The following is a 20,329-nucleotide window of genomic DNA, read 5'->3' on the forward strand; positions in this document are numbered from 1 at the left end:
TCAGTCGACCAGGCCCTCGAAGAGGATCGTCGAGAGGTAGCGCTCCCCGGAGGACGGGATGACGACGACGATCGTCTTGCCCTCCATGTCCGGGCGGTGGGCGATGTTGACGGCGGCGGCGAGCGCGGCGCCGGAGGACAGCCCGACGAGCAGACCCTCCTCGGTGGCGGCCCGGCGGGCCCACTGCACGGCGGTGTCGGCGTCGACGTCCAGGACCTCGTCGTAGATGGCGGTGTCGAGGATCTCCGGGACGAAGTTCGCGCCGATGCCCTGAATCTTGTGCGGCCCGGGCGCGCCGCCGTTGAGGATCGGGGACTCGGCCGGCTCGACGGCGAACATCTTCACCTCGGGCTTGCGGCTCTTGAGCACCTGGCCGACGCCGGTGATGGTGCCCCCGGTGCCGATGCCGGACACGACGGCGTCCACGGCGCCGTCGGTGTCGTTCCAGATCTCCTCCGCGGTGGTCTCGCGGTGGATCTTGGGGTTGGCCTCGTTGGCGAACTGCCGGGCCAGGACGGCGCCCGGCCGCTCGGCCGCGATCTCCTCGGCCTTCTCCACCGCGCCCTTCATGCCGGCGGCGGGCTCGGTGAGGACGAGCTCGGCGCCGAAGGCGCGAAGCAGCGCCCGGCGCTCCTTGCTCATGGACGAGGGCATGGTCAGCACGACGTCGTAGCCGCGGGCGGCGCCGACCATCGCCAGCGCGATGCCGGTGTTGCCCGAGGTGGCCTCCACGATGGTGCCGCCCGGCGGGAGCTGGCCGGAGGCCTCGGCGGCGTCGACGATGGCGACGCCGATGCGGTCCTTGACGGAGCTGGCCGGGTTGTAGAACTCGAGCTTGGCCAGCACGGTTGCGCCGGCGCCGTCGGTGATCTTGTTCAGCCGGACCAGCGGGGTGCGCCCGATGAGCTCGGTGACGTCGTTGTAGATGGTGGCCATGGGTCTCCTCTTCCTTGGGGGCGTGCCTCGGCCGGGCACGGGGTGAGCGGGGCGGTCATCGGAGCGCCAGGCATGCGGGATGCCCGCACGCTAGAGCCCGGCGCTCTACAGACAGGGGCGGCATGCGGGCACCACGGCGGAGGCGCGGGCGACGAGCATGCTGCTCACGGCGGCGGCGTCCCTTTCGTTGGTGCGCGGGGCTGGCCCTCCGGGCCGGCCTTGAAGCCTCAACAACCCTAGCGTGTGATTTCCCTCGCGCGCGTCACAGCGGGTGCTCCACGACTGCCGTGCCGCCGCGCCGCGGCGTGACCGTCCCCGAGGTGAGGGCCGCCAGCAGCCGGGCGACCGTGCCGTCGTCCGGCCCGGCCAGCGTGAGCGTCACGGCGCCGGTGCCGTACTCCGCGCCGGTCACGGGGACCCCGCGGCCCATGAGGTCGGCCTGCACGCGCCCGGCGTCGCCGTGCGGCAGAGCCACCTCCCACAGCCGCAGCCGCTCCAGGCGGACGACGGGCGCGATCGTCAGCGCGGCGTGGACGGCGCCGAAGTACGCCCGGACGAGGCCGCCGGTGCCCAGCTTGATGCCGCCGAAGTAGCGGACGACGACCGCGGCGACGTCGCTGAGGCCGGACCCGCGTAGCACCTCGAGCATGGGCATGCCGGCCGTGCCGGCGGGCTCGCCGTCGTCGGAGGAACGCTCGACCGCGGACGTACCGGGCACCTCGACGATGTAGGCGGAGCGGTGGTGCCGGGCGTCCGGGTGGCGCCGGCGCGCGTCCGCGACCAGCCGGCGGGCGGCGTCCTCGTCCTCGACGCGGCGCAGCAGGGTGATGAACCGGGAGCGGCGCACCTCGGTCTCGGCGACGACGTCTTCGCCGCGGGCCAGCCGGAGGTCCCTCACCAGGGGAGTATCCCGCGCCGGGAATGATTCCCGGGCACCGGTGTTCTACCCGACGGCCGAGAACGATTCTCAGGAAAGGGGCCGGGCATGGCCAGGCGGAGCACCGAGACCAGGCCCGTCGTCACCCTGCGCTCGGGTGCACGCACCGGGCACGCCTACGTGACGCGGAAGAACAGGCGGAACGACCCGGAGCGGCTCGTGCTGCGCAAGTTCGACCCCGTCGTCCGCCGCCACGTGGAGTACCGCGAGGAGCGGTGACGTCGCCGCGCGGCGGGCGCGGGCGGGAGGCATCCTGGAGGCCTCTCGGCGTGGCGCCGCAGGAGAGGAGCAACCATGAAGCCGAACATCCACCCGCAGTACCGGCCGGTGGTCTTCCGGGACACCGCAGCGGACTTCGCGTTCCTGACGCGGTCGACGCTGACCTCGGACAAGACCATCGAGTGGGAGGACGGGAACACCTATCCCGTGGTCGACGTGGACATCTCGTCGGCCTCGCACCCGTTCTACACGGGCCGCTCCCGCGTGGTCGACACCGCCGGCCGCGTGGAGAAGTTCCGCCGCCGGTACGGGCAGAAGCAGTAACCGCCGCCCTCGGCGCGGTGCCGCCGGTACTCGGTGGCGCCGCGACCGGGGTGCGCCCAGAGGGCAATCTCACAGGTGCTGTAGGCTGCTCAGGTTGGTCAGACGCCCCCTGCACGTGGGAGGGTAGGCGTCGGCAATTTAACCCCTATCGACGGAAGGAGCGGCAAGGGCATGGCAGTTCCGAAGCGCAAGATGTCCCGCAGCAACACCCGCTCTCGCCGGTCCCAGTGGAAGGCCGAGCTCACCGAGCTCGTCGCCGTCCGCGTCCAGGGCCGCGAGGTGAAGGTGCCGCGGCGACTGGCCAAGGCTTACCAGAAGGGCATGCTCGTCGAGGACTGATCCTCGGCAGCACCTTCGCGAGAGCCCCTCACCCGTTCCGGGTGGGGGGCTCTTGTCGTGGCGCGGCCGGCAGGGGAGGGGCCGGATGGTGGTGCGGGGAGGCGCGGTGAGCGACGCGCGCCTCAAATCGGGTCGACCCGACTGGCGCTGGAGCGGGTGACCAGAATCGAACTGGCACCATCTGCTTGGAAGGCAGAGGCTCTACCATTGAGCTACACCCGCGTGCGGTGGCTCCGCAGAGGGAATTCTAACCACAGCTCTCCGGCTCCGGCGCCGCCGGCGGCGAAGGCTGTGCCGGACGCGGCTGCCCGGCCCGTAGAATCGCCGCTGGCGCCGTCACCGGCGCGACGGGATGTGGCGCAGCTTGGTAGCGCGTCCGCTTTGGGAGCGGAAGGTCGTCGGTTCGAATCCGTCCATCCCGACCGAGATGGGTTGCTGACCTGCACAAAGCAGGTCGAGACCCATCTTTCTTGCCCTCAGATCGGCCGATGACCAACAAACGACCAACTTCCAGAACTACCGCGGTCTCCGAGCGGTGAGCGAACCGGGCACGCCTCACACCTGGGCGGCATGAGCAGCGCCGCGGACCTAGAGCCGCTCTTGATCACCCAGCAGCTCGTCGGCGTCCAGCAGCAGGAGGCGGTCCGCGGCGGCGTGGACCTCGTCGACATCGAGAGGGGTCACCGTCTCGGAGATGCCGCGCTTGGGCCCGGAGCAGACGACTGTCAGCGGGCCAGCAGGAGGAGCGCGAGCCAGTAGGACGCGTCGACGGCATCGTCGCTGCCTTCGGAGCTGCGGGCGGTGAGGGTCGGGTCGGGCTCGCCGTCGCTGACGTAGCGAGGGTCGAGGGTGGTGCCGTCGGCGACACGGATGGCCAGATTGAGCGGGTGGGCGACGGGCGCGCCCTGGTGGTTGCGGCCGATGACCCGGTAGTAGAGGCCGGGGACAGGTCGGCGGGTGCGCACGGCGACGGCGAGCTCGATGCCGGACGGATAGCACCGCAGCGGATTGAGGGCCACGATTATCTCCGGGCCTCGGTCGAGGACGACGGCGGACAGCACGTCCTGCGGTGGGCCGACCCGCAGTGGCGGGGCATGGCCGGGGCGGAAGTGCATGCCTGGACCGTGGCGGGGTCCGGTTCATGGTGAGGCTGACCGGAAGCACAGAACTGCGTGCTCGCACGGCAAGCGCCGATGACCGTTGGCCGACTTCTAGTGGTCGCCTCTGCGCGAGCGGGTGAGGGCGATGCCGACGCCGATCGCGAGGACTCCCGCGGTGATGGTTCCCCGGCCGCCGGAGTCCGCGCCGTTGAGGGCGAGCTGGAGCGCGCCGGCCAGGAGGAAGGCGACGCCGATCGCGATGAGCACCGCGGGGCGCCGTCGCCGCGGAGTCGTGGCCATGTCCGGAGCGTAGTGCTCGGCTATCGCCGTGCCGCGTGCGTGGGCGCTAGGTGGCGAGCACGCCTCGCAGGTCGCGGCCGTCGCCAGGGCAGTGACCGGACTCGATGCACCGGCAGAACATGATGTGCGCGCGGCCCGCGTTGTCCCTCCGCAGAACGCAGTTGCCTGCTGGGAAGCGTTGTTGCCCGTGGATTTCTGCATCGCCCTCGCGGGCTTGGTCACGCTGGACGGCCCCGGCGGCCTTTTCCGGCCCTATCTCGGCTGCTTGACATGACCGGTGTCCTGCGCCTCATCATGCGGCAAGGACTGGAGACCGTATGACGCCGACCGACGAGCCGACGATCCTAGCGGTTGACATAGGAACCTCGGCGATCCGGGCCACCGTGCTCTCCCTCACCGGGGACGTGCTGACAAGCAATGGGCTGCCCACCCCCATCGAACGGGCGCGTCCAGACGAGGCCATTCTCGATGCGGAACGCTGCTGGAGGCTGACGGCGCAGGCGGTCCGGCGCGCGGCCACCGGCCACCGCGTGGCGGCCGTCGGGGTCTCGGCGCAGCTCGGGCTCGTGCTCGTGGACCGCCATGGCGCCGCCCTGACCCCGATCTTCCTCTGGCCGGACAGGACGGCGGACGGATATCTCGACGACGTCGGCGGGCGACTTGCCGACTCACCGGTTCCGCTTGGCCGACGGTTGGCCGTCGAGCTGCCCGGCGTGCGGCTCCGGATGCTCGCGGCCACGCAGCCGCACGTGGTCGACGACGCCGCGGCGATCCTCAGCGTCAAGGACTATGTCGTCGCCAGGCTGACCGGCGAGCACGTCACGGATCCCACGCACGCGAGCTACACCCTCGTGTTCGACGTCGCGCGTGGGCGGTGGTCGAGCGAGCTGGCCCGCCGTCTGGACGTCCCCGGCGCCCTCCTGCCGCCCGTGCGACGCGCCGACGACGTGGCGGGGTGGGTCGGTGCCGCAGCGTCCGTGGCGTGCGGGGTGGGGCGGGGCACGGTCGTCGCGGTCGGCGGCCCCGATGGGACCATCGGTTCGCTGGGCGCCGGGGCGACCGCGCCGGGGCGGACCGTGGACATCGCGGGAAGCACCGACGTGCTGGTCCACGTCACGGATGCGCCCGTGTTCGACGACCGAGGGGTGCTCACGACGAACGCTCACCCGCTCCCGGCGCTGTGGACGGTCGGCGGTGCGACCGGCTTGACGGGCGGCGCCATCGCGTGGCTGGCGGGGCTATTCGGCTACCCCGGCGTCGAAGCCATGTACGAGGATCTCGACCGCGCGCTGCTGGCGGTGCCGGCAGGGTCCCGGGGCGTGCTCGTCGACACCGCGCTGACCGGGCACCGCTTCCCGTACTGGGACCTGCGCCGGGTCGGCAGCATCCGCGGCCTCACCGCCGACCGGCGACGGGAGGACATTCTGAGTGCGGCCCAGGAGGGTGCCGCCTTCCTTATGGCGGACGGCCTCCGGGCCCTGGCCGCCGCCGGGCGCACGGTGGATTCCGTCGTGGTCGTGGGCGGCGTGGCACGTCGGCCGGACATCCTCCGGTTGCGGTCCTCGACGTGGGGCCTGCCCGTGGAGGGTGTCGGGGACGGGATGGCGACGAGCCGTGGCGCGGCAATGCTGGCCGGCGTCGCGGCGGGCCTGTACTCCTCGGTGGAGGACGCGGCACGACACCTCATCCCCCGCGGGGAGGTCTACGAACCGGACGCACGCGCGCGAGCTTCGCTCGCTGATGCGTATGCCGCCTGGGCGGCCGCGTTCAGCCATGACGCCGCCCGGTGACAGACCCGGCCGCGCAAGCAGCGGCAACCATGCGGGCGTGGCCTGCTGAGCCGGCCGTGCCTCCGGACCGGGGCGCCCACGTGATGGCACGTTGGCTGGCCGGAAAGGTTGACAGCGGGCGCACGGTCGCGTTCCCTAGTTATCTAGATGTCTAGCGAAGTTCGCAAGGAAGCGAGCGTCCATTGGTTCCTGAGTACCGCCGCATCCGCGAGACGCTGCGAGCTCAGCTCGAGGCCGGCGAGTGGCAGCCAGGTCAGCGGATCCCCACCGAGCGCGAGCTCATGGAGCGGTTCGGTGTCGCCAGCATGACGGTCCGCCACGCCGTCGACGGCCTGGTGCGCCAGGGCCTGCTGGTCCGGCGCCGCGGGTCCGGGACATTCGTCGCGAAGAACCGCGCGGTGTCCCGCTCGATCGACCGGCTGCGCGGCTTCACCGAGGATGTCGACGGGGCGACGGCGGGCGCACGCGTCGTCGTCCAGCGAGAGACCGATCCGGACGAGGACGTCGCCGAGCTGCTCGAGCTGCCTAACGGGGCCAGGGTCGTCGAGCTGGTACGGGTGCGCACCATCGACGGTAGGCCGGTGTCGCTGAACCAGGTCTGGGTCCCGGTGCGCGTCGCGCCGGGGCTCGCGTCGGCCGACATGAACGACGCCTCCCTCTACGAGTACCTGGCGACCACCGGCGTGGAGCTGCAGCGCGCCGAGCAGAAGATCCTCGCCGTCGCCGCCACCGAGTGGCACGCGCGTCTGCTGGGGGTCGCCGAGGGAACGCCGCTGCTCGCGAGCGAGCGGCTCACCCGCGCCACCGCCAACGTCCCCGTCGAGTTCGCCCGCAGCTGGTCGCGGCCCGAGCTGCCCGTCTGGGTCGAGATGCGTCGCTGACCGCCGCACCCGAACAAGGAGAACGGAGCCCCCAGTTGAATGCCACCACGGACGACCTCAGGTCCGACATCACCAGCGGCAAGAAGGTCTGGACCGGCGGTCAGCTCGTCGTCGAGACGCTCAAGCGAATGGGGATCGGCCGTATGTACGGGGTGCCCGGAGGGCAGACCCTGGCGATCACCGACGCCATCCTCGACGAGCCCGGCTTCACCTTCGTGACCACCCGGCACGAGGGGGCGGCGGCCGTGATGGCGGACGCCGCGGGCCGCATCCAGGGCGTGCCCGGCGTGTGCCTTGCGACTACCGGGCCCGGGGCCACCAACCTGCTCACCGGGGTCGGCGGGGCGCTGCGCGACTCGAGCCCCGTGCTGGTCCTGACCTGCAACAACCGGGCGCCGTACATCGACCGGGATGACGCGCAGAACGCGGACCACGTCTCGATCTTCCGACCGCTGACGAAGTGGGCGACCCTGGTCACCGACACGGCGTCGATCCCCGGGGTCCTGCAGGAAGCCGCGCTCAGGGCCACCCTCGGCAACCCCGGACCCGTCCTGGTCGATCTCGCCCGCGACGCTCTGGAGGGCTCGGTCGAGCTCGGCCCTCTCGAGCCGGTCGCGCCGGCTCGGGTAGCTGCGCAGCGCCCGGTCGGCGACCCCCGGGCGGTCGACCGGGCGGCTGAGCTGATCGTCAGCTCGCGGCGGCCGATGCTGTGGATCGGCAACGGTGTGCAGATCTCCCGGGCAGCCGACGCCGTGCTGCGGCTGGCCGAGGCCTATGACCTCCCGGTGGTGACCACCTTCAACGCGATCGGCGCCGTCCCGAGCGGCCACCCCCACGTGTTCGGCTCGGTGACCCGCATGGGAACGTCGCTGGGGCACAAGGTGCTCCGCGAGGCGGACCTGGTGGTCGCCGTCGGCAACAGCATGAACGCGATCTCCACCTCCCGGTGGGCGGTCCGGCTGCCCGAGACGTTGATCCAGATCGACGTCGCCCCCGAGTACCTCGGCCGCAACTACCCCGGGCGCACCTTCGGCATCCTCGGCGACGCGCGGCTGACTGTGGAGGCGCTGCACGAGGCTCTGGCCCGCGGCGGCGCGGGCTCCACGGACGCCGGCCGCCGTCGCCTCGAAGCCCTACGGGAAACCAAGGCCGAGTGGTGGCGCCGGGCCGTGGACGTGGACATGGCCGCTGCGCCGATGGCGCCGGCCACGGCGATCAAGGCGGTACGCGACCAGGCGCCGGACGACACCATGCTCATCGTCGACGCCGGTAATCCCGGCGTGTGGTCCTACCTGTGGCAGGTCCGGACGGCGGGGACCTACCTGAAGCCGGTGGGCTTCGGGAACATGGGGTTCGGCCTGCCGGCCGCCATCGCAGCCAAGATGATCAACGGCGAGCGGCCGCTGGTCGCCCTCATCGGGGACGGTTCCCTGGGCATGACCCTCGGCGAGCTCGAGACGGTGGTTCGCGAGGAGACCGCGGTCTGCCTGGTGATCATGAACGACTCCTCGTACGGCAACATCCGCCAGGAGCAGGACCACCTGTTCGGCGAGGGCCGCAACATCGGCGTCAGCTTCGTCGAGTCCGACTACGCCATGGTCGCTGCGGCCTTCGGCATCCCCAGTTACCGCGCGAACACCGGGGAGGAGCTGGCGCGGGCCGTGGGCTCGATCCTCGACAGCCGCCGTGCCGGTCTGGTCGACGCGCGCATCGATCCCGAGGTCAGCGCCTGGACGTTCCCCCTGTTCAGCACCGACAGCGAGGTGATGAACACCGAGGAATGAGGAGGCGGGCCTCCGCAAGCCATGGACACCTAGCGGCAACGACGCCATGGGGATGGTGAAGAAATGAGACGAGGAAAACTCAAGCGTCCTGCCTTCGCGGCAGCGGCCTCCGGCGTCACGCTCACGCTCACGCTCGCGCTCGTGGCCTGTGCGGGCGGCGGTGACGGCAACGGCGCCGGGGAGTCCCCCGAGCCGGCGGATCTCGAGGGACAGACGATCCGCGTCCTGGTGAGCTCCGGGCACCAGCAGTTCAACCCGGTGTGGGACCGGCTCGGCGAGTTCGAGCAGGAGACCGGCATCACGGTCGAGCTCGACGAGGTTGGCACGGTCGACATCGAGGGCACGTTCCTGCGGGACGTCACCGCGGGCGGGTGCACCTACGACGCGGTGGAGATGCTCGACGGCGCCCTGCCCGGGGCGGCGCAGCACATGGCCGACCTCGGGGCCTTCCTGGATCGGGACGGGTCGAGCCCGGAGGAGCTGCTCTCCCGGCACGTGGGCTGGGCCGAGGGCGCCATGACGTACGACGACCAGCTGAAGTACCACCCGTACTATTCCGGCAGCAAGGCGATTGCCTACCGCCAGGACTTGTTCGCCAACCCGGACAACCAGGCGGCGTTCGAGGAGCGGTACGGCTATCCGCTCCCGGTGCCCCCGGAGACCCCCGAGCAGATCGTGGACGTTGCGGAGTTCTTCACGGGCAACGGCACCGAGTACGGCATCGTGTTCTCCGGGCAGGGTGACTCAGCCGAGACCACGGTCGCGGATCTGATCTTCCGGCACGGGGTCGTCGGGTACCAGGACGAGCAGGGCAACGCCCTGTGGGGACCCGAGCACACCGAGAACCAGGAGATCGTCGCGGACGCGGCGACCTGGATCACCGACTTCGTGCGTAAGGGTCACGCGCCCAGTGAGGTCACCGCCATGGCCACGGGCGAGGCGACGTCCTTCTACACCGACGGGCGCGCCGCGATGATCTACGACCACATCTACCTGCCCTGGGCGCAGTTCAACGCCGAGAACGTCACGTCCCGGATCGGCCCGTCGGGGTCGTTCGAACCACCGAACTTCGCCGAGGACGGCAGCGGGATCGTGTTCTTCTGGGGCTACGGCATCCCGGAGTGCGCCGACGCGCAGGACGCCGGCTGGGAGTTCATCACGTGGCTGATGACGGAGGAGAACCTCCAGCTGGCGCTCAGCGAGGGCGAGGGCGTGTTCGTCCCGACGGACCTCGAGCCGCTCGAATGGGCGACCGCGGAGAACCTCATCCCCGAGGGCGTGGCCCAGACCGTCGAGAACTCGCAACCGTACCGGATCACCACGGCCACGGGCCGCATCCGGCAGGCGGTCAACATCCCGCTCGTCGAGCAGCTCTTCCAGGGCCAGCTGTCCCCGGAGGAGTACGCGCGGACCAGCGGTCAGGCCATCCAGGAGGAGGCCGAGGCCTCCGGCGTCGTGGACTGAAGGCCGATGTGCACCGGCACCGGACAGTCGGACGGCCGATCGTGCGGGCCGGCGGGGCGGGCAGCGCCCGTCCCGCCGGCCACCTGACCACGGAGAACGAGGAGAATCCGTGAGCGACATCCCATCGGGCACCGTGACCGGCGGCGGCACCGCCGTAGTCATCCGGGCCACACCGCGAGGCGCCGCACCACGGGGCCCGGAGACAGCCCCCGGGCGGGGCGTGCGCCGCCCCAACTACTGGCTCTTCATGCTCCCGGCCCTGGTCGCCATCCTCGCCCTCATCGTCGTCCCGCTGGGCTACGCGGTGTTCCTCAGCCTGCGCCGGTACGACCTGCGGCGCGGGATCGACGAGTTCGTCGGGCTGCAGAACTACGCCGAGATCCTCTCCGGCGGAGACCCTGCGTTCGTCGCGTCGCTGTTGCGGACGCTGCTGTACGTCGTCGTCGTCATCACCGCGGACTTCCTCATCGGGTTCACCCAGGCGCTGCTGCTGTTCTCCATGCGACCGGCGGTGGCGAAGGTCTTCCGCATGCTGTTCATGCTGCCCATCCTCATCATCCCCACCGCCTCCGCGGTGTTCTGGCGCACCATCATGTGGGCGCCGCCCAACCAGCAGTTCCTGCGCACGCTCGGCCTCGAAGGAGTGATCCCGCCGCCACTGGGGGAATCGAGCCTGGCGCTGTGGGCGATCATCATCACGGTCATCTGGGCGTGGTCGCCGTGGGTCTTCCTGCTCCTCGCCGGTGGGCTGGACAGCCTGGACCGGAACGTGATCGACGCGGCCCGGGTGGACGGGGCCTCGTACGTCCAACGGCTGCGGCACATCATCCTTCCGCTGATGAAGCCGGTCATCTTCGTCACCCTCAGCTTCAAGGCCGTCGACTCGTTCCTGTCCTTCCCGTTCATCTGGGTGATGACCGAGGGCGGGCCTGGTGGTTCTACGCACCTGATGAGCACCTACATCTACGAGCAGGCGTTCCAGTTCCTCAACTACGGCTTCGGCTCCGCGCTGGCGATCGTGATGCTGCTGATCTCCTCCGTGCTGTCGATCGGCTCCGTCCTCTACTGGAACCGCACGCACGGAAAGGAGCTGTGAGATGAGCCCCCGCGTGCGACGCCGCATCCTCGAGGCGCCGAAGTACCTGCTGCTAGGGCTGATCCTGCTCTGGGTCTTCGTCCCGCTGTACTTCCTGGTGGCGGTGTCCTTCACCCGGCCGGGGACCACGCTCGACGGCCTGGAGCGGCCGCCGGTGGTCACGACCCGCAACTACGACTTCGTGCTGTTCGGTCAGAACGTCATCTGGCCGTCGCTGCAGAACTCCGCCATCCTCACGGTCGGTGCGACCCTGCTCGCGCTCCTTGCCGCCGTGCCGGCCGCGTACGCGCTCTCGCACCTGCGGCACCTGCGCAGCGGGCGCGGCGTGTACCTGAGCTTCTTCGTGCTGCGTGGCGTCCCGCCGGTGGCGCTCGCGCTGCCGTTCTACGTGCTCTTCGCCCGGGCCGGGCTGCTCAACACCCTGCACGGCCTGATCGTTGCGCTCGTACCGCTGGCGCTGCCTTATGCGGTGTGGACGCTGCGGGTGTTCTTCGACGCCATCCCCCGCGAGATCGAGGAGGCGGCCAGCGTCGACGGGGCGGGAGTGTGGCGCACGTTCTTCTCGATCGTGCTGCCCACCGCCCGGCCGGGCATCGCGGCCACCGGCATCCTCTCCGCCCTGCTGGTGTACGTCGACTACCTGATCGTCGCGACGCTCGCCGGCCCCGCGACCACCGCGTACCCGGTGTACGTCACCGGCTTCCAGCAGGACTACGTCGCGCTGGTGGGCCCGCTCGCAGCTGCGTCGCTCCTGGGTGCGCTGCCGATGATCGCCATGTTCGCCTTCTCCCAGCGCTACATGCGCCGGCTGGCGACGGCGGGGATCCACTGATGGGCACCCCCACGGCCGGCGGGCCCCCTGGCCACGTCCCGACGTCGGGCGGCCTCCCGGGGGGCGGCCCTGCGGGCGCCGTCCCGTGGGCCGGGGTGACGGACCCGCCGTCAGTGCACCCGCACCCGGCGCGCGGTATCGACCATGTCGGCGTGGTCGTCGCCGATCTGGTCGGGACGACCAGGTTCTACGTCGAGGAGCTCGGGATGGTCCCCGACGGCGAACCCGTCGAGCTGGCCGACCGCGGCGTGCGGGTGCAGTTCCTGCGTGCCGGCGCCGACCGGCTCGAGCTGCTCCAGCCCACCACGGCCGACGGGCCGCTGGCCCGGTTCCTCGCCAGGCGCGGGGAGGGCCTGCACCACGTCTGCCTCGAGGTCGAGGACATCCACGGCGCGGTGGAGCGGCTGCACGCCCGGGAGGTGCGCATGGCCGACGACGCGCCGTGGCGCAGCCCGCACGGATGGGCTGCCTTCCTCCACCCGGCCGCCGCGCACGGGTGCGCCATCGAGCTGCGGGAGCACTACCGATGACCCGAGACGGCACGGTCCGGTGGGGGCTGCTGGGCGCGGCCAAGATCACGGAGGTGGAGATGGGACCCGCGTTGCTGCGCACGCCGCGGTGCCGGGCGCAGGCCGTCGCCAGCCGGCGGGTCGGCGCGGCCCGCGCGCTGGCGGAGAGGCTCGGGGCGCCGTCGGCGTACGGATCCTACGAGGAGCTGCTGGCGGACCCCGCCGTCGACGCCGTGTACAACGCGCTGCCTAACGCGCTGCACAAGGAGTGGACCGTCAAGGCGCTGGCCGCCGGCAAGCACGTGCTGTGCGAGAAGCCGATGGGTATGACGGCCGAGGAGGTCCGTGAGATGGCCGACGCCGCCCGGGCGGCGGGCCGCGTGCTGATGGAGGGCTTCATGTGGCGGTTCCACCCGCGCGTCGCCCGCGTGCGCGAGCTCGTCGACGGCGGGCGAGTCGGCCAGGTGCGGCTGGTGCGCACCACCTACACCTTCGACCTTGCCGCGGCCGGAGACGTGCGCAGCGGGAGCGTCGACGACGACATCCGGCTCGACCCGACGCTGGGCGGCGGCGCCCTGACGGATCTGGGGTCCTACTGCGTCAGCGGGCTGCGGGTCTACGCCCGCTCCCGCCCCACCCGGGCGGTCGGCCACCGCAGCAGTGCGGCCGGGCGCCGGGTGGAGACGCAGATCTCCGGGGAAGTCACCTTCGCCGGCGGCGTCGTCGGACAGTTCTTCGCGGCGCTCGACCTCCCCGGCGGCGGCCACGTCGAGATCCTCGGCACCGGCGGGCGGATCCGGATGGCCAACGCGTTCCGCATCCGGCCCAGCCAAGGCCCCTTCGCCATCGAGATCTCCACCCCGGACGGCACCTGGACCCAGGAACCGGTGCCGTACCTCGACCAGTACGAGCTGGAGCTGCAGCACTTCGTCTCGGTCCTGCTCGACGGCGCGGACCCGATGGTCACGCTCGAGGACTCGCTGGAGAACGCCCGCACCCTCGAGGCGATTCGCAGCTCGTGGACCGACGGCCCCGTCGACATCGCCGGGGACGGCTGAGAGGGGCCGGGATGGGAACGCTCTCCGGGAAGGTCGTCGTGGTCGCCGGGGGCGCCGGCGCCCAGGGCCGCGTGGGCGCGGCCCTGTTCGCCGGGGAGGGGGCGCGCGTGGTCGTCGCCGACGCCTCGGGCTCCGGCGCTACGGCGGTGCGTGACCGCATCGTCGCCGGCGGGGGCGCCGCGACCTGCCGGCAGGTGGACGTCGGCAGCGAGGACGACTGGGCCACGCTCGTGGACCACGCGGTCGGCACCTACGGCCGCCTCGACGGGCTGGTCAACTACGCCGCCGTGCTCAGCCGCGCCGGGGTGGAGGAGACGGAGCCGGAGGCGTGGGAGCGCACGCTCCGGGTCAACCTCACCGGCGCCTGGCTCGGCCTGAAGCTGGCCGTGCCGGCGATGCGCGCGTCCGGCGGCGGCTCCATCGTCAACGTCGGCTCGGTCGACGCACTGGTCGGCCGTGGTGGGGGAGCGGCGTACCAGGCCTCCAAGGGCGGGGTGCGGCTGCTCACCAAGTCTGCGGCGACCCAGTACGCCCGTGAGGGCATCCGGGTCAACGCCGTGCACCCGGGACCGATGGAGGCGCGGATGTCCGAGATCGTCGGCCCGCGGGCGGACGCCACGGCTACCAAGGAGCTGGAGGCCAGACTCGTCGCACAGGTCCCCATGGGGCGCCTGGGCCGCCCGGCCGACATCGCGCACGCCGTGCGCTACCTGCTCTCCGACGAGTCCGCGTTCGTCACCGGCATCGATCTGCCGGTCGACGGCGGCCTCACCGCCCAGTAGCACCCTCCCACACGACAGGGAACGACATGACGCACACAGGCAAGCTGGCATCGATGGCAGAGGCGGCGCGCGCCGTGCCGGACGGGGCGTCGCTGACCTTCAGCGGCTTCGGCCACTCCGGTCACCCGATGGCGTTCGTCCGCGAGCTCGTTCGGCAGGGCCGGGGCGGGTTCACCCTGCACGCCGTCGCCGAGTGCTGGCCGGCGGAGTTCCTCACCGGCGCCGGGCGCGTGCGCCGCATCAACCTCTCCAACCTGATGTTCGAGGGGCTCGGGCGGTGCCGGGCGATCAGCCGTGCGGTGGAGACCGGGGCGGTCGCCGTCGACGACCACAGCCACCTCGCGCTGTGGATGCGACTCAGTGCCGCCGGGTGGGACGTCCCGTTCCTGCCCCTCCGGTCCATGGCCGGGACCGACCTGGCCCGGATCCAGTCCGGCGCCCAGCCCAAGTACGCGCAGGTGGAGTCGCCCTTCGGGGACGGCCCGGTGGGTGTCGTCTCGCCGTTGCAGCCCGACGTGGCCGTCATCCACGTCAACAAGGCCGACGACCAGGGCAACGGCGTCGTCTACGGCGCCATCTCGGTCATCGACGCGCAGGTGCGCTCGGCGAAGACGGTGATCGTGACGGCGGAGCGCATCGTCCCGGCCGACGAGATCGTCGCGGACAACCAGCTCGTCGCGGTGCCCGGCATCCTCGTCGACGCCGTCGTGCACGCGCCGTTCGGTTCCCACCCGGGCGCGATGTACCGCGAGTACGACGAGGACGTCGAGCACATGGCCCAGTACTACGCGGCCTCCCGGGACGAGCGCACACTCGCGGCCTACTTCGACGACTACGTCCTGGGTACGGCGGACCACGACGCCTACCTGGCCCGGTTCGGCGCCCGGCGGCTGTTCGGGCTCATCGTCGACCCGGCGCTGCAGGTCGCGAGGAGAGGAGAAGGCGCATGAGCGAGTACTCCATGGACGAGGTGATGACCGTCGCGACGAGCACCTTCATCAGGGACGGGTACACGGTGTTCATCGGCACGGGCCTGCCCATGGTGGCGGCGTATCTGGCGAAGGCCACCCACGCCCCGGGCTGCGCCCTGCTCTTCGAGTCCGGGGTGCTCGCCCCCGAGCCGAGGTCCATCGCCAAGGCCGTCGGCGACCCCAGGCTGGTCTCCACCGCCCGGCGGGTCAGCGGCATGGGGGACAGCCTGCTGCTGCTGCACGGCGGGCGCGTGGACCTGGGGGTGCTCGGCTGCGCGCAGATCGACCCGTTCGGCAACGTCAACACGACGGTGATCGGCCCTGGCGGGTACTTTCATCCCACCACCCGCCTGCCCGGCAGCGGCGGCGCCAACGACATCGCCAGCACCGCCCGGCACCACGCGATCGTCACCCGGCACACCCGCCGGACCTTCGTCGAGCGCCTGGACTACCTCACCACCCCGGGCCACCTGACCGGGCCCGGCGCGCGGGAGGCTGCCGGCCTGCCCGGAGGCGGGCCCGTCGGCGTGGTCACGGACCTGTGCGTGTTCGGCTTCGACGAGGCGACCAAGGAGATGGTGCTGCGGAGCCTGCACCCGGGCGTCTCGCTCGACGACGTCCGGGCCGCGACGGGGTTCGACGTCGCGGTGCCGCGCGACCTCGGCCGCACCCCCGAGCCCACGGCGGAGCAGCTCAGCGTGCTCCGCACCCGGATTGACCCCGAGGGGGTCTACCTCAAGCAACCCGCCGCCCGGCGGGCCGCCGAGCCCCAGATGGAGAGGTGACGAAGGTGTCAGACACGCATATCCCGGTGCGGCTCACCGGGCTGGAGGAGGCCGTGGCGGCCATCCCCGATGGGGCCTCCGTGGCGCTGGGCGGCCACACGCTGCGCCGCCACCCGATGGCGCTCGTCCGCGAGCTCATCCGCCAGGGCAAGACGAACCTGCACCTGCTGGGCTGGAACAACGGCATGGACTTCGACATCCTCGTGGGCGCCGGCGTCGCCAGCGTCGTGGAGACGTCCTACGTCGGCATGGGCGCGCTCGGCCTGGCCCGGAACCTGCGCCGCGAGGTGGAGTCGGGGCGGGTGAAGGTCGTCGACCACTCAGAGACGACCGCCATCGACATGTTCCGGGCGACCGCGATGGGCGTGGACTTCCTGCCCAACGGCACGCCGTTGGGCACCGATCTGATGACCTACAACGAAGGCCTCGTCGAGATAGAGTCACCGTTCACCGGGCGCAAGTACGCGGCCGTCCGGGCCGCCCGGCCGGACTTCGCGCTCGTCCACGCGCACATGGCGGACGTGCACGGCAACGTCCAGCTGGACCCGGCGAACTGGATGGACAACTCGGTAGACACCTACATCGCACGCTCCGCCGAACGCACCATCGTCTCGGTGGAGCAGGTGGTGAGCACGGAGCACGTCCGCCAGCACCCGCTGCAGACGTTCCTGCCGCGCGAGTACGTCTCGGCCGTGGTGCACGCCCCGTTCGGCGCGCACCCGTGCTGCTGCGACTCCCGGTACGGCTACGACCAGGACGAGCTGCGGCGGTACTACGAGGCCTCGCGGTCCCGCGAGACGATGGAGGCCTACCTCGACGACCGTGTGCGCGGGGTGGCGGACCACTGGGAGTACCTGGACCGGGTCGGCGTCGCCGGGCTGCTGACCGCGGCGTCGCGGGCGACGTCGACGGTCGGGGCGGAGAAAGCCTCGACGGTGGGAGCGGAGAAGTGATGGCGGACTACCAGATCGAAGAGCTGCTCGCGGTCCAGGTCTCCCGCGAGCTGAAGGACGGCGAGCTCGGCTTCATCGGCCTGGGCACCGGCGGGCGGGCCTTCGCCTTCGCCGTCGGCGTGCCCAGCGTCGCCGCCGCGCTCGCCCACCGGCGGGGGGTGGACTTCATCGCCCAGTACGGCGTGGCCCTGGAGCCGGACATCGAGCACGCGCCGCGGTGCTTCGAGGACCGGAACCTGCTCGCCTGGCCGGCGTCCGCGCAGATCCCCGTGGAGATGGCGCTCGACGGTTTCAAGCGCGGGAAGATGAACATCGGGTTCCTCTCGGGGGCGCAGATCGACGTGTACGGCAACCTCAACAGCGTCGCGATCGGGGACTACGACAAGCCGGACATCCGACTGGTCGGCGCCATCGCCCTGCCCGACCACGCCGCCAACGCCGAACGCACGATCATCATCCTTCCGCACAGCCGCCGCACCTTCGTGGAGAGGGTCGACCACCGCTCGGCCTTCGGCTACGGCGACGGCTCCGGCCACCGCGAGCGGCTGGGCCTGATCGGCGGCGGGCCCGGAAAGGTGTTCACCGACCTCGCGGTTCTCGACTTCGAGGACGACAGCAAGCGGATGCGCGTGGTCTCGGTGCACCCCGGTGTCACGAAGGAGAAGGTGAACGAGGAGACGGGGTTCGAGCTCGTCTGGCCGGACGGCGTGCCGGAGACGCCGGCGCCGACCGCCGAGGAGCTCGCCGCGATCCGCGAGATCGATCCCGACGGCGCCCTCCTCAACGCCCGGATCTTCTGACCGTGGCCATCCCCACGCCCGCGCCGGCGTCGCCGGGAGCGGGCCTGCGCGACCGGGTCTGCGTGGTCACGGGCGGCACCCGGGGCATCGGCGCGGCCATCGCCCGCGGCCTGGCGGGCGCGGGCGCCCGCGTGGTGGTCTTCGGGCGCGACCCGGAGCGCCTGGACCGGTTCGCGGAGCGCACCCGGGCCGAGTACGGCGCGGCCGTGCTGGCGCTGGCCGTGGACGTGGCCGACGACGGCGGCGTGGAGCGGGCGTTCGCGCGCGTCGTCGACACCTGGGGCACGGTGCACGCACTGGTGAACAACGCCGGGGTGACGAAGGTCGGCGCGTCGCTCGACTACGACCTGGCGGACTGGCGCCGCATCCTGGACGTCAACGTGACCGGCCTGTTCGCCTGCTGCCAGCAGGCCGCCCGGGTCATGGCCGGCGCCGGGGGCGGGAGCATCGTCAACATCGCCTCGATTGCTTCCTTCGTCGGCCAGCCGGAACGGGCGGCGTACGTCGCGTCGAAGTCCGCGGTGCTCGGCGTCACCAAGGCACTCGCGGTGGAATGGGGACCACTGGGCATCCGGGTCAACGCGATTGCCCCCGGCTACATCGAGACGGACATCGTGGCGGACCTCTTCCGGCGCGGCGTGCTGCGCAGGGATCTCATCGAGTCCCGGACGCCGCTGCGCCGCCTCGGCGCGCCGGAGGACCTCGTGGCCGGGGCGCTGTACCTCCTCAGCGAGCAGGCTTCCTTCGCCACCGGCCAGGTCCTGACCCTCGACGGCGGCTGGCTGGCCAACGGGTACATCCGATGACCACCGGTTCTCGCGCCACACCGCCCGGGCTGGGCCACCTCGGCGCGATTGCCGTCGTCCGTGCGACCGCCGGGCGCGAGGGGGCACCGTGATCACGGTTCCCGGCATGTTCTCCTCGCTGGCGGCATCCAGGCGCACCGCTGCTGCGCCGGCCGTCGTGGGGGCGGAGACCGTGACATTCGCGGAGCTGTACGACCGCGCGCTGCGGCGTGTGAGCGAGCTCGCCGAGCTCGGTGTGGCCGAAGGGTCGATCGTCGCCGTCGTCGCGTACAACGAAGAGGCAATCTTCGAGTATCTGGTCGCAGCGGGCCACCTCGGCGCCGCCCTGATGCCGCTGAGCCCCGCACTGCCCGACCGGGACCTGCGCCACCTGCTCGAGAAGGCCGAAGCCGTGACCTGCCTGTGCACCCCGCGGCTGCCGCCCGCCCGGGTGGCCGAGCTCGCCGCCACCGGGATCCGCGCCACGACCATCGGTCCACCACGCCGCGAGCCGGCCCGGGACGCCCGGTTCCCAACGCCCGACGCGACGTGCTGGGTCTCGACGACCGGCGGCTCCACCGGCGTGCCCAAGTTGTACGCCGTGTCGCACGAGCGGCTGCTGACCAACGTCGCCCTCAACGCGGTGGAGTGGGGCTGGGCGCGTTACGGCGCCCACCTGGCCGTATCACCGCTGGCCCACGGCATCGGCTTCAGCCACGCGGTGGGCCAGCTCGCCACCGGCGGGACGGTCGCGCTCGTCGAGCGCTACTCGCCCGGGGCCGCACTGGAGGTTGCGGCGCGCACGGGATCGTGCTGGACGGCGATCGTCCCGACCATGCTGCACGACCTGCTCGAGCACGAGGAGCGCCTCGATGCATCGGTGACGAGCCCTGATCTCGTCGTCTCGGCCGGCGCTCCGCTCTCCGCGGTACTGCGGGAGCGGGCCCTGGCGTCGGGCCGCCGGCTCATCGAGTACTACGGGTCCACCGAGCTGGGCTGGGTGACCTGGACCGAGCACGTCCCCGGCGAGCCGCGGAACAACCTGGTCGGCGCACCCACGCTGGGCACCACGGTCCGCATCGTGGATCACTCGGGGGCCGTGGTCGACGACGGCGTCGTGGGCCTTATCCAGAAGCGCGGTCGTCCCTACGCGATCCCCGTGGCGGGCGGCGCCTCGGCGTACCACGCGAACGCCACGGCGTGGGAGACGTCCGGTGACCTGGGGTACGTCGACACCGACGGGGCGCTGGTCCTGGCGGGGCGGGAGGACGACATGGTCGTCGTCGGCGGCCTGAACGTCTATCCCGTCGAGGTTGAGGCCGCGTTGCGTGAGCACCCCTCGGTCCGCGAGGCCCTGGTACGGGGCGAGGCCAACGAGCGGCTCGGTCAGCAGCTGACCGCGTTCGTCGAACCCCTCACCGGCGCAAGCCTCGACGCCGACGAGCTCGCCGGGTTCTGTCGGACACGGCTGGCCAAGTACAAGCGGCCCGCCCGCATCACCGTCGTGGCCGCGCTGCCACGCAACACGGCGGGGAAGATCGTGCGGACCGCGCCTATCGCGTAAGGGACGGGCCGCGATCACCCGGCGCCTCCCAGGCGGAGTGCGAACGATTCATGTCGACGACGCCGCGGTATGGACTTGGCGCCGGGGACCGACCACACAGCCAGGGGCGGCCGCTTCGGC

The 20,329-nt window shown here is 71.7% G+C and carries 22 protein-coding genes and 2 tRNA genes; 19 read left to right on the forward strand and 5 right to left on the reverse strand.

Going from position 1 to position 20,329, the window contains the following annotated elements; genetic code table 11:
* Positions 1-936 carry a cysteine synthase A gene (cysK, locus tag ACF0H8_RS07520; RefSeq protein WP_395288334.1) on the reverse strand — a complete coding sequence of 312 codons (936 nt, stop codon included), beginning with the start codon at positions 934-936 and terminating at the stop codon, positions 1-3.
* Between the two features lie 262 nt (positions 937-1,198).
* Entirely contained in the window at positions 1,199-1,834 is a 636-nt protein-coding gene (locus tag ACF0H8_RS07525) for an IMPACT family protein (protein WP_395288335.1), read from the reverse strand.
* Positions 1,835-1,921: 87 nt separating this feature from the next.
* Between ACF0H8_RS07525 and rpmG the strand changes: the two genes are divergently transcribed.
* The 3 genes from rpmG to rpmF all read left to right on the forward strand — a co-directional run bounded on the left by rpmG (position 1,922) and on the right by rpmF (position 2,755).
* Positions 1,922-2,092 carry a 50S ribosomal protein L33 gene (gene rpmG, locus ACF0H8_RS07530; protein WP_395288336.1) on the forward strand — a complete coding sequence of 57 codons (171 nt, stop codon included), beginning with the start codon at positions 1,922-1,924 and terminating at the stop codon, positions 2,090-2,092.
* Positions 2,093-2,167: 75 nt separating this feature from the next.
* Positions 2,168-2,416: a type B 50S ribosomal protein L31 gene (locus tag ACF0H8_RS07535; RefSeq protein WP_395288337.1), complete on the forward strand. Its 249-nt coding sequence runs from the start codon at positions 2,168-2,170 to the stop codon at positions 2,414-2,416.
* A 171-nt stretch (positions 2,417-2,587) separates the two neighbouring features.
* On the forward strand, positions 2,588-2,755 hold the full coding sequence (gene rpmF, locus ACF0H8_RS07540) for a 50S ribosomal protein L32 (RefSeq protein WP_043496948.1): 168 nt from the start codon (positions 2,588-2,590) through the stop codon (positions 2,753-2,755).
* 148 nt (positions 2,756-2,903) lie between these two features.
* Here the strand turns inward: rpmF and ACF0H8_RS07545 are convergent.
* Positions 2,904-2,977 (reverse strand) — tRNA-Gly (locus ACF0H8_RS07545).
* 126 nt (positions 2,978-3,103) lie between these two features.
* On the opposite strand from ACF0H8_RS07545, the gene ACF0H8_RS07550 reads away from it, so the two are divergent.
* A tRNA-Pro gene (locus ACF0H8_RS07550) sits at positions 3,104-3,177 on the forward strand.
* Positions 3,178-3,480: 303 nt separating this feature from the next.
* Here ACF0H8_RS07550 and ACF0H8_RS07555 read toward each other — a convergent pair.
* Positions 3,481-3,870 carry a hypothetical protein gene (locus ACF0H8_RS07555; RefSeq protein WP_395288338.1) on the reverse strand — a complete coding sequence of 130 codons (390 nt, stop codon included), beginning with the start codon at positions 3,868-3,870 and terminating at the stop codon, positions 3,481-3,483.
* A gap of 96 nt (positions 3,871-3,966) precedes the next feature.
* Positions 3,967-4,155, reverse strand: coding sequence for a hypothetical protein (locus tag ACF0H8_RS07560; RefSeq protein ID WP_395288339.1), 189 nt, complete (start codon positions 4,153-4,155; stop codon positions 3,967-3,969).
* A 317-nt stretch (positions 4,156-4,472) separates the two neighbouring features.
* Here ACF0H8_RS07560 and ACF0H8_RS07565 point away from each other — a divergent pair, with 317 nt between their 5' ends.
* The 15 genes from ACF0H8_RS07565 to ACF0H8_RS07635 all read left to right on the forward strand — a co-directional run bounded on the left by ACF0H8_RS07565 (position 4,473) and on the right by ACF0H8_RS07635 (position 20,209).
* Entirely contained in the window at positions 4,473-5,945 is a 1,473-nt protein-coding gene (locus tag ACF0H8_RS07565; protein WP_395288340.1) for an FGGY-family carbohydrate kinase, read from the forward strand.
* Positions 5,946-6,127: 182 nt separating this feature from the next.
* Positions 6,128-6,826 (forward strand): GntR family transcriptional regulator, encoded by a 699-nt coding sequence (locus tag ACF0H8_RS07570; RefSeq protein WP_395288341.1) that lies wholly within the window; start codon positions 6,128-6,130, stop codon positions 6,824-6,826.
* A 35-nt stretch (positions 6,827-6,861) separates the two neighbouring features.
* On the forward strand, positions 6,862-8,610 hold the full coding sequence (locus ACF0H8_RS07575) for a thiamine pyrophosphate-binding protein (protein WP_395288342.1): 1,749 nt from the start codon (positions 6,862-6,864) through the stop codon (positions 8,608-8,610).
* Between the two features lie 63 nt (positions 8,611-8,673).
* Positions 8,674-10,074: an ABC transporter substrate-binding protein gene (locus tag ACF0H8_RS07580; protein WP_395288343.1), complete on the forward strand. Its 1,401-nt coding sequence runs from the start codon at positions 8,674-8,676 to the stop codon at positions 10,072-10,074.
* A 109-nt stretch (positions 10,075-10,183) separates the two neighbouring features.
* On the forward strand, positions 10,184-11,170 hold the full coding sequence (locus tag ACF0H8_RS07585) for a carbohydrate ABC transporter permease (RefSeq protein WP_395288344.1): 987 nt from the start codon (positions 10,184-10,186) through the stop codon (positions 11,168-11,170).
* Between the two features lies 1 nt (position 11,171).
* Complete coding sequence (locus ACF0H8_RS07590; protein WP_395288345.1) at positions 11,172-12,002, forward strand: carbohydrate ABC transporter permease; 831 nt, start codon at positions 11,172-11,174, stop codon at positions 12,000-12,002.
* Positions 12,002-12,532 (forward strand): VOC family protein, encoded by a 531-nt coding sequence (locus tag ACF0H8_RS07595; protein WP_395288346.1) that lies wholly within the window; start codon positions 12,002-12,004, stop codon positions 12,530-12,532. The genes ACF0H8_RS07590 and ACF0H8_RS07595 overlap by 1 nt, the downstream gene beginning before the upstream one ends.
* Complete coding sequence (locus tag ACF0H8_RS07600) at positions 12,529-13,569, forward strand: Gfo/Idh/MocA family protein (RefSeq protein WP_395288347.1); 1,041 nt, start codon at positions 12,529-12,531, stop codon at positions 13,567-13,569. The genes ACF0H8_RS07595 and ACF0H8_RS07600 overlap by 4 nt, the downstream gene beginning before the upstream one ends.
* An 11-nt stretch (positions 13,570-13,580) precedes the next feature.
* A complete protein-coding gene (locus tag ACF0H8_RS07605) occupies positions 13,581-14,351 on the forward strand; it encodes an SDR family NAD(P)-dependent oxidoreductase (protein WP_395288348.1) in 771 nt (256 codons plus the stop codon).
* Positions 14,352-14,377: 26 nt separating this feature from the next.
* A complete protein-coding gene (locus ACF0H8_RS07610; protein ID WP_395288349.1) occupies positions 14,378-15,301 on the forward strand; it encodes a CoA transferase subunit A in 924 nt (307 codons plus the stop codon).
* Complete coding sequence (locus ACF0H8_RS07615; RefSeq protein ID WP_395288350.1) at positions 15,298-16,107, forward strand: CoA-transferase subunit beta; 810 nt, start codon at positions 15,298-15,300, stop codon at positions 16,105-16,107. Before ACF0H8_RS07610 ends, ACF0H8_RS07615 begins: the two co-directional genes overlap by 4 nt.
* A 5-nt stretch (positions 16,108-16,112) precedes the next feature.
* Complete coding sequence (locus ACF0H8_RS07620; protein ID WP_395288351.1) at positions 16,113-17,060, forward strand: CoA transferase subunit A; 948 nt, start codon at positions 16,113-16,115, stop codon at positions 17,058-17,060.
* A complete protein-coding gene (locus ACF0H8_RS07625; RefSeq protein ID WP_395288352.1) occupies positions 17,060-17,860 on the forward strand; it encodes a CoA-transferase subunit beta in 801 nt (266 codons plus the stop codon). Before ACF0H8_RS07620 ends, ACF0H8_RS07625 begins: the two co-directional genes overlap by 1 nt.
* Before the next feature lie 2 nt (positions 17,861-17,862).
* A complete protein-coding gene (locus ACF0H8_RS07630) occupies positions 17,863-18,666 on the forward strand; it encodes an SDR family NAD(P)-dependent oxidoreductase (protein ID WP_395288353.1) in 804 nt (267 codons plus the stop codon).
* Positions 18,667-18,754: 88 nt separating this feature from the next.
* On the forward strand, positions 18,755-20,209 hold the full coding sequence (locus ACF0H8_RS07635) for a class I adenylate-forming enzyme family protein (protein WP_395288354.1): 1,455 nt from the start codon (positions 18,755-18,757) through the stop codon (positions 20,207-20,209).
* Positions 20,210-20,329 lie beyond the last annotated feature (120 nt).

It is taken from the genome of Georgenia sp. AZ-5, assembly GCF_043952095.1.
Taxonomy (GTDB): domain Bacteria; phylum Actinomycetota; class Actinomycetes; order Actinomycetales; family Actinomycetaceae; genus Georgenia.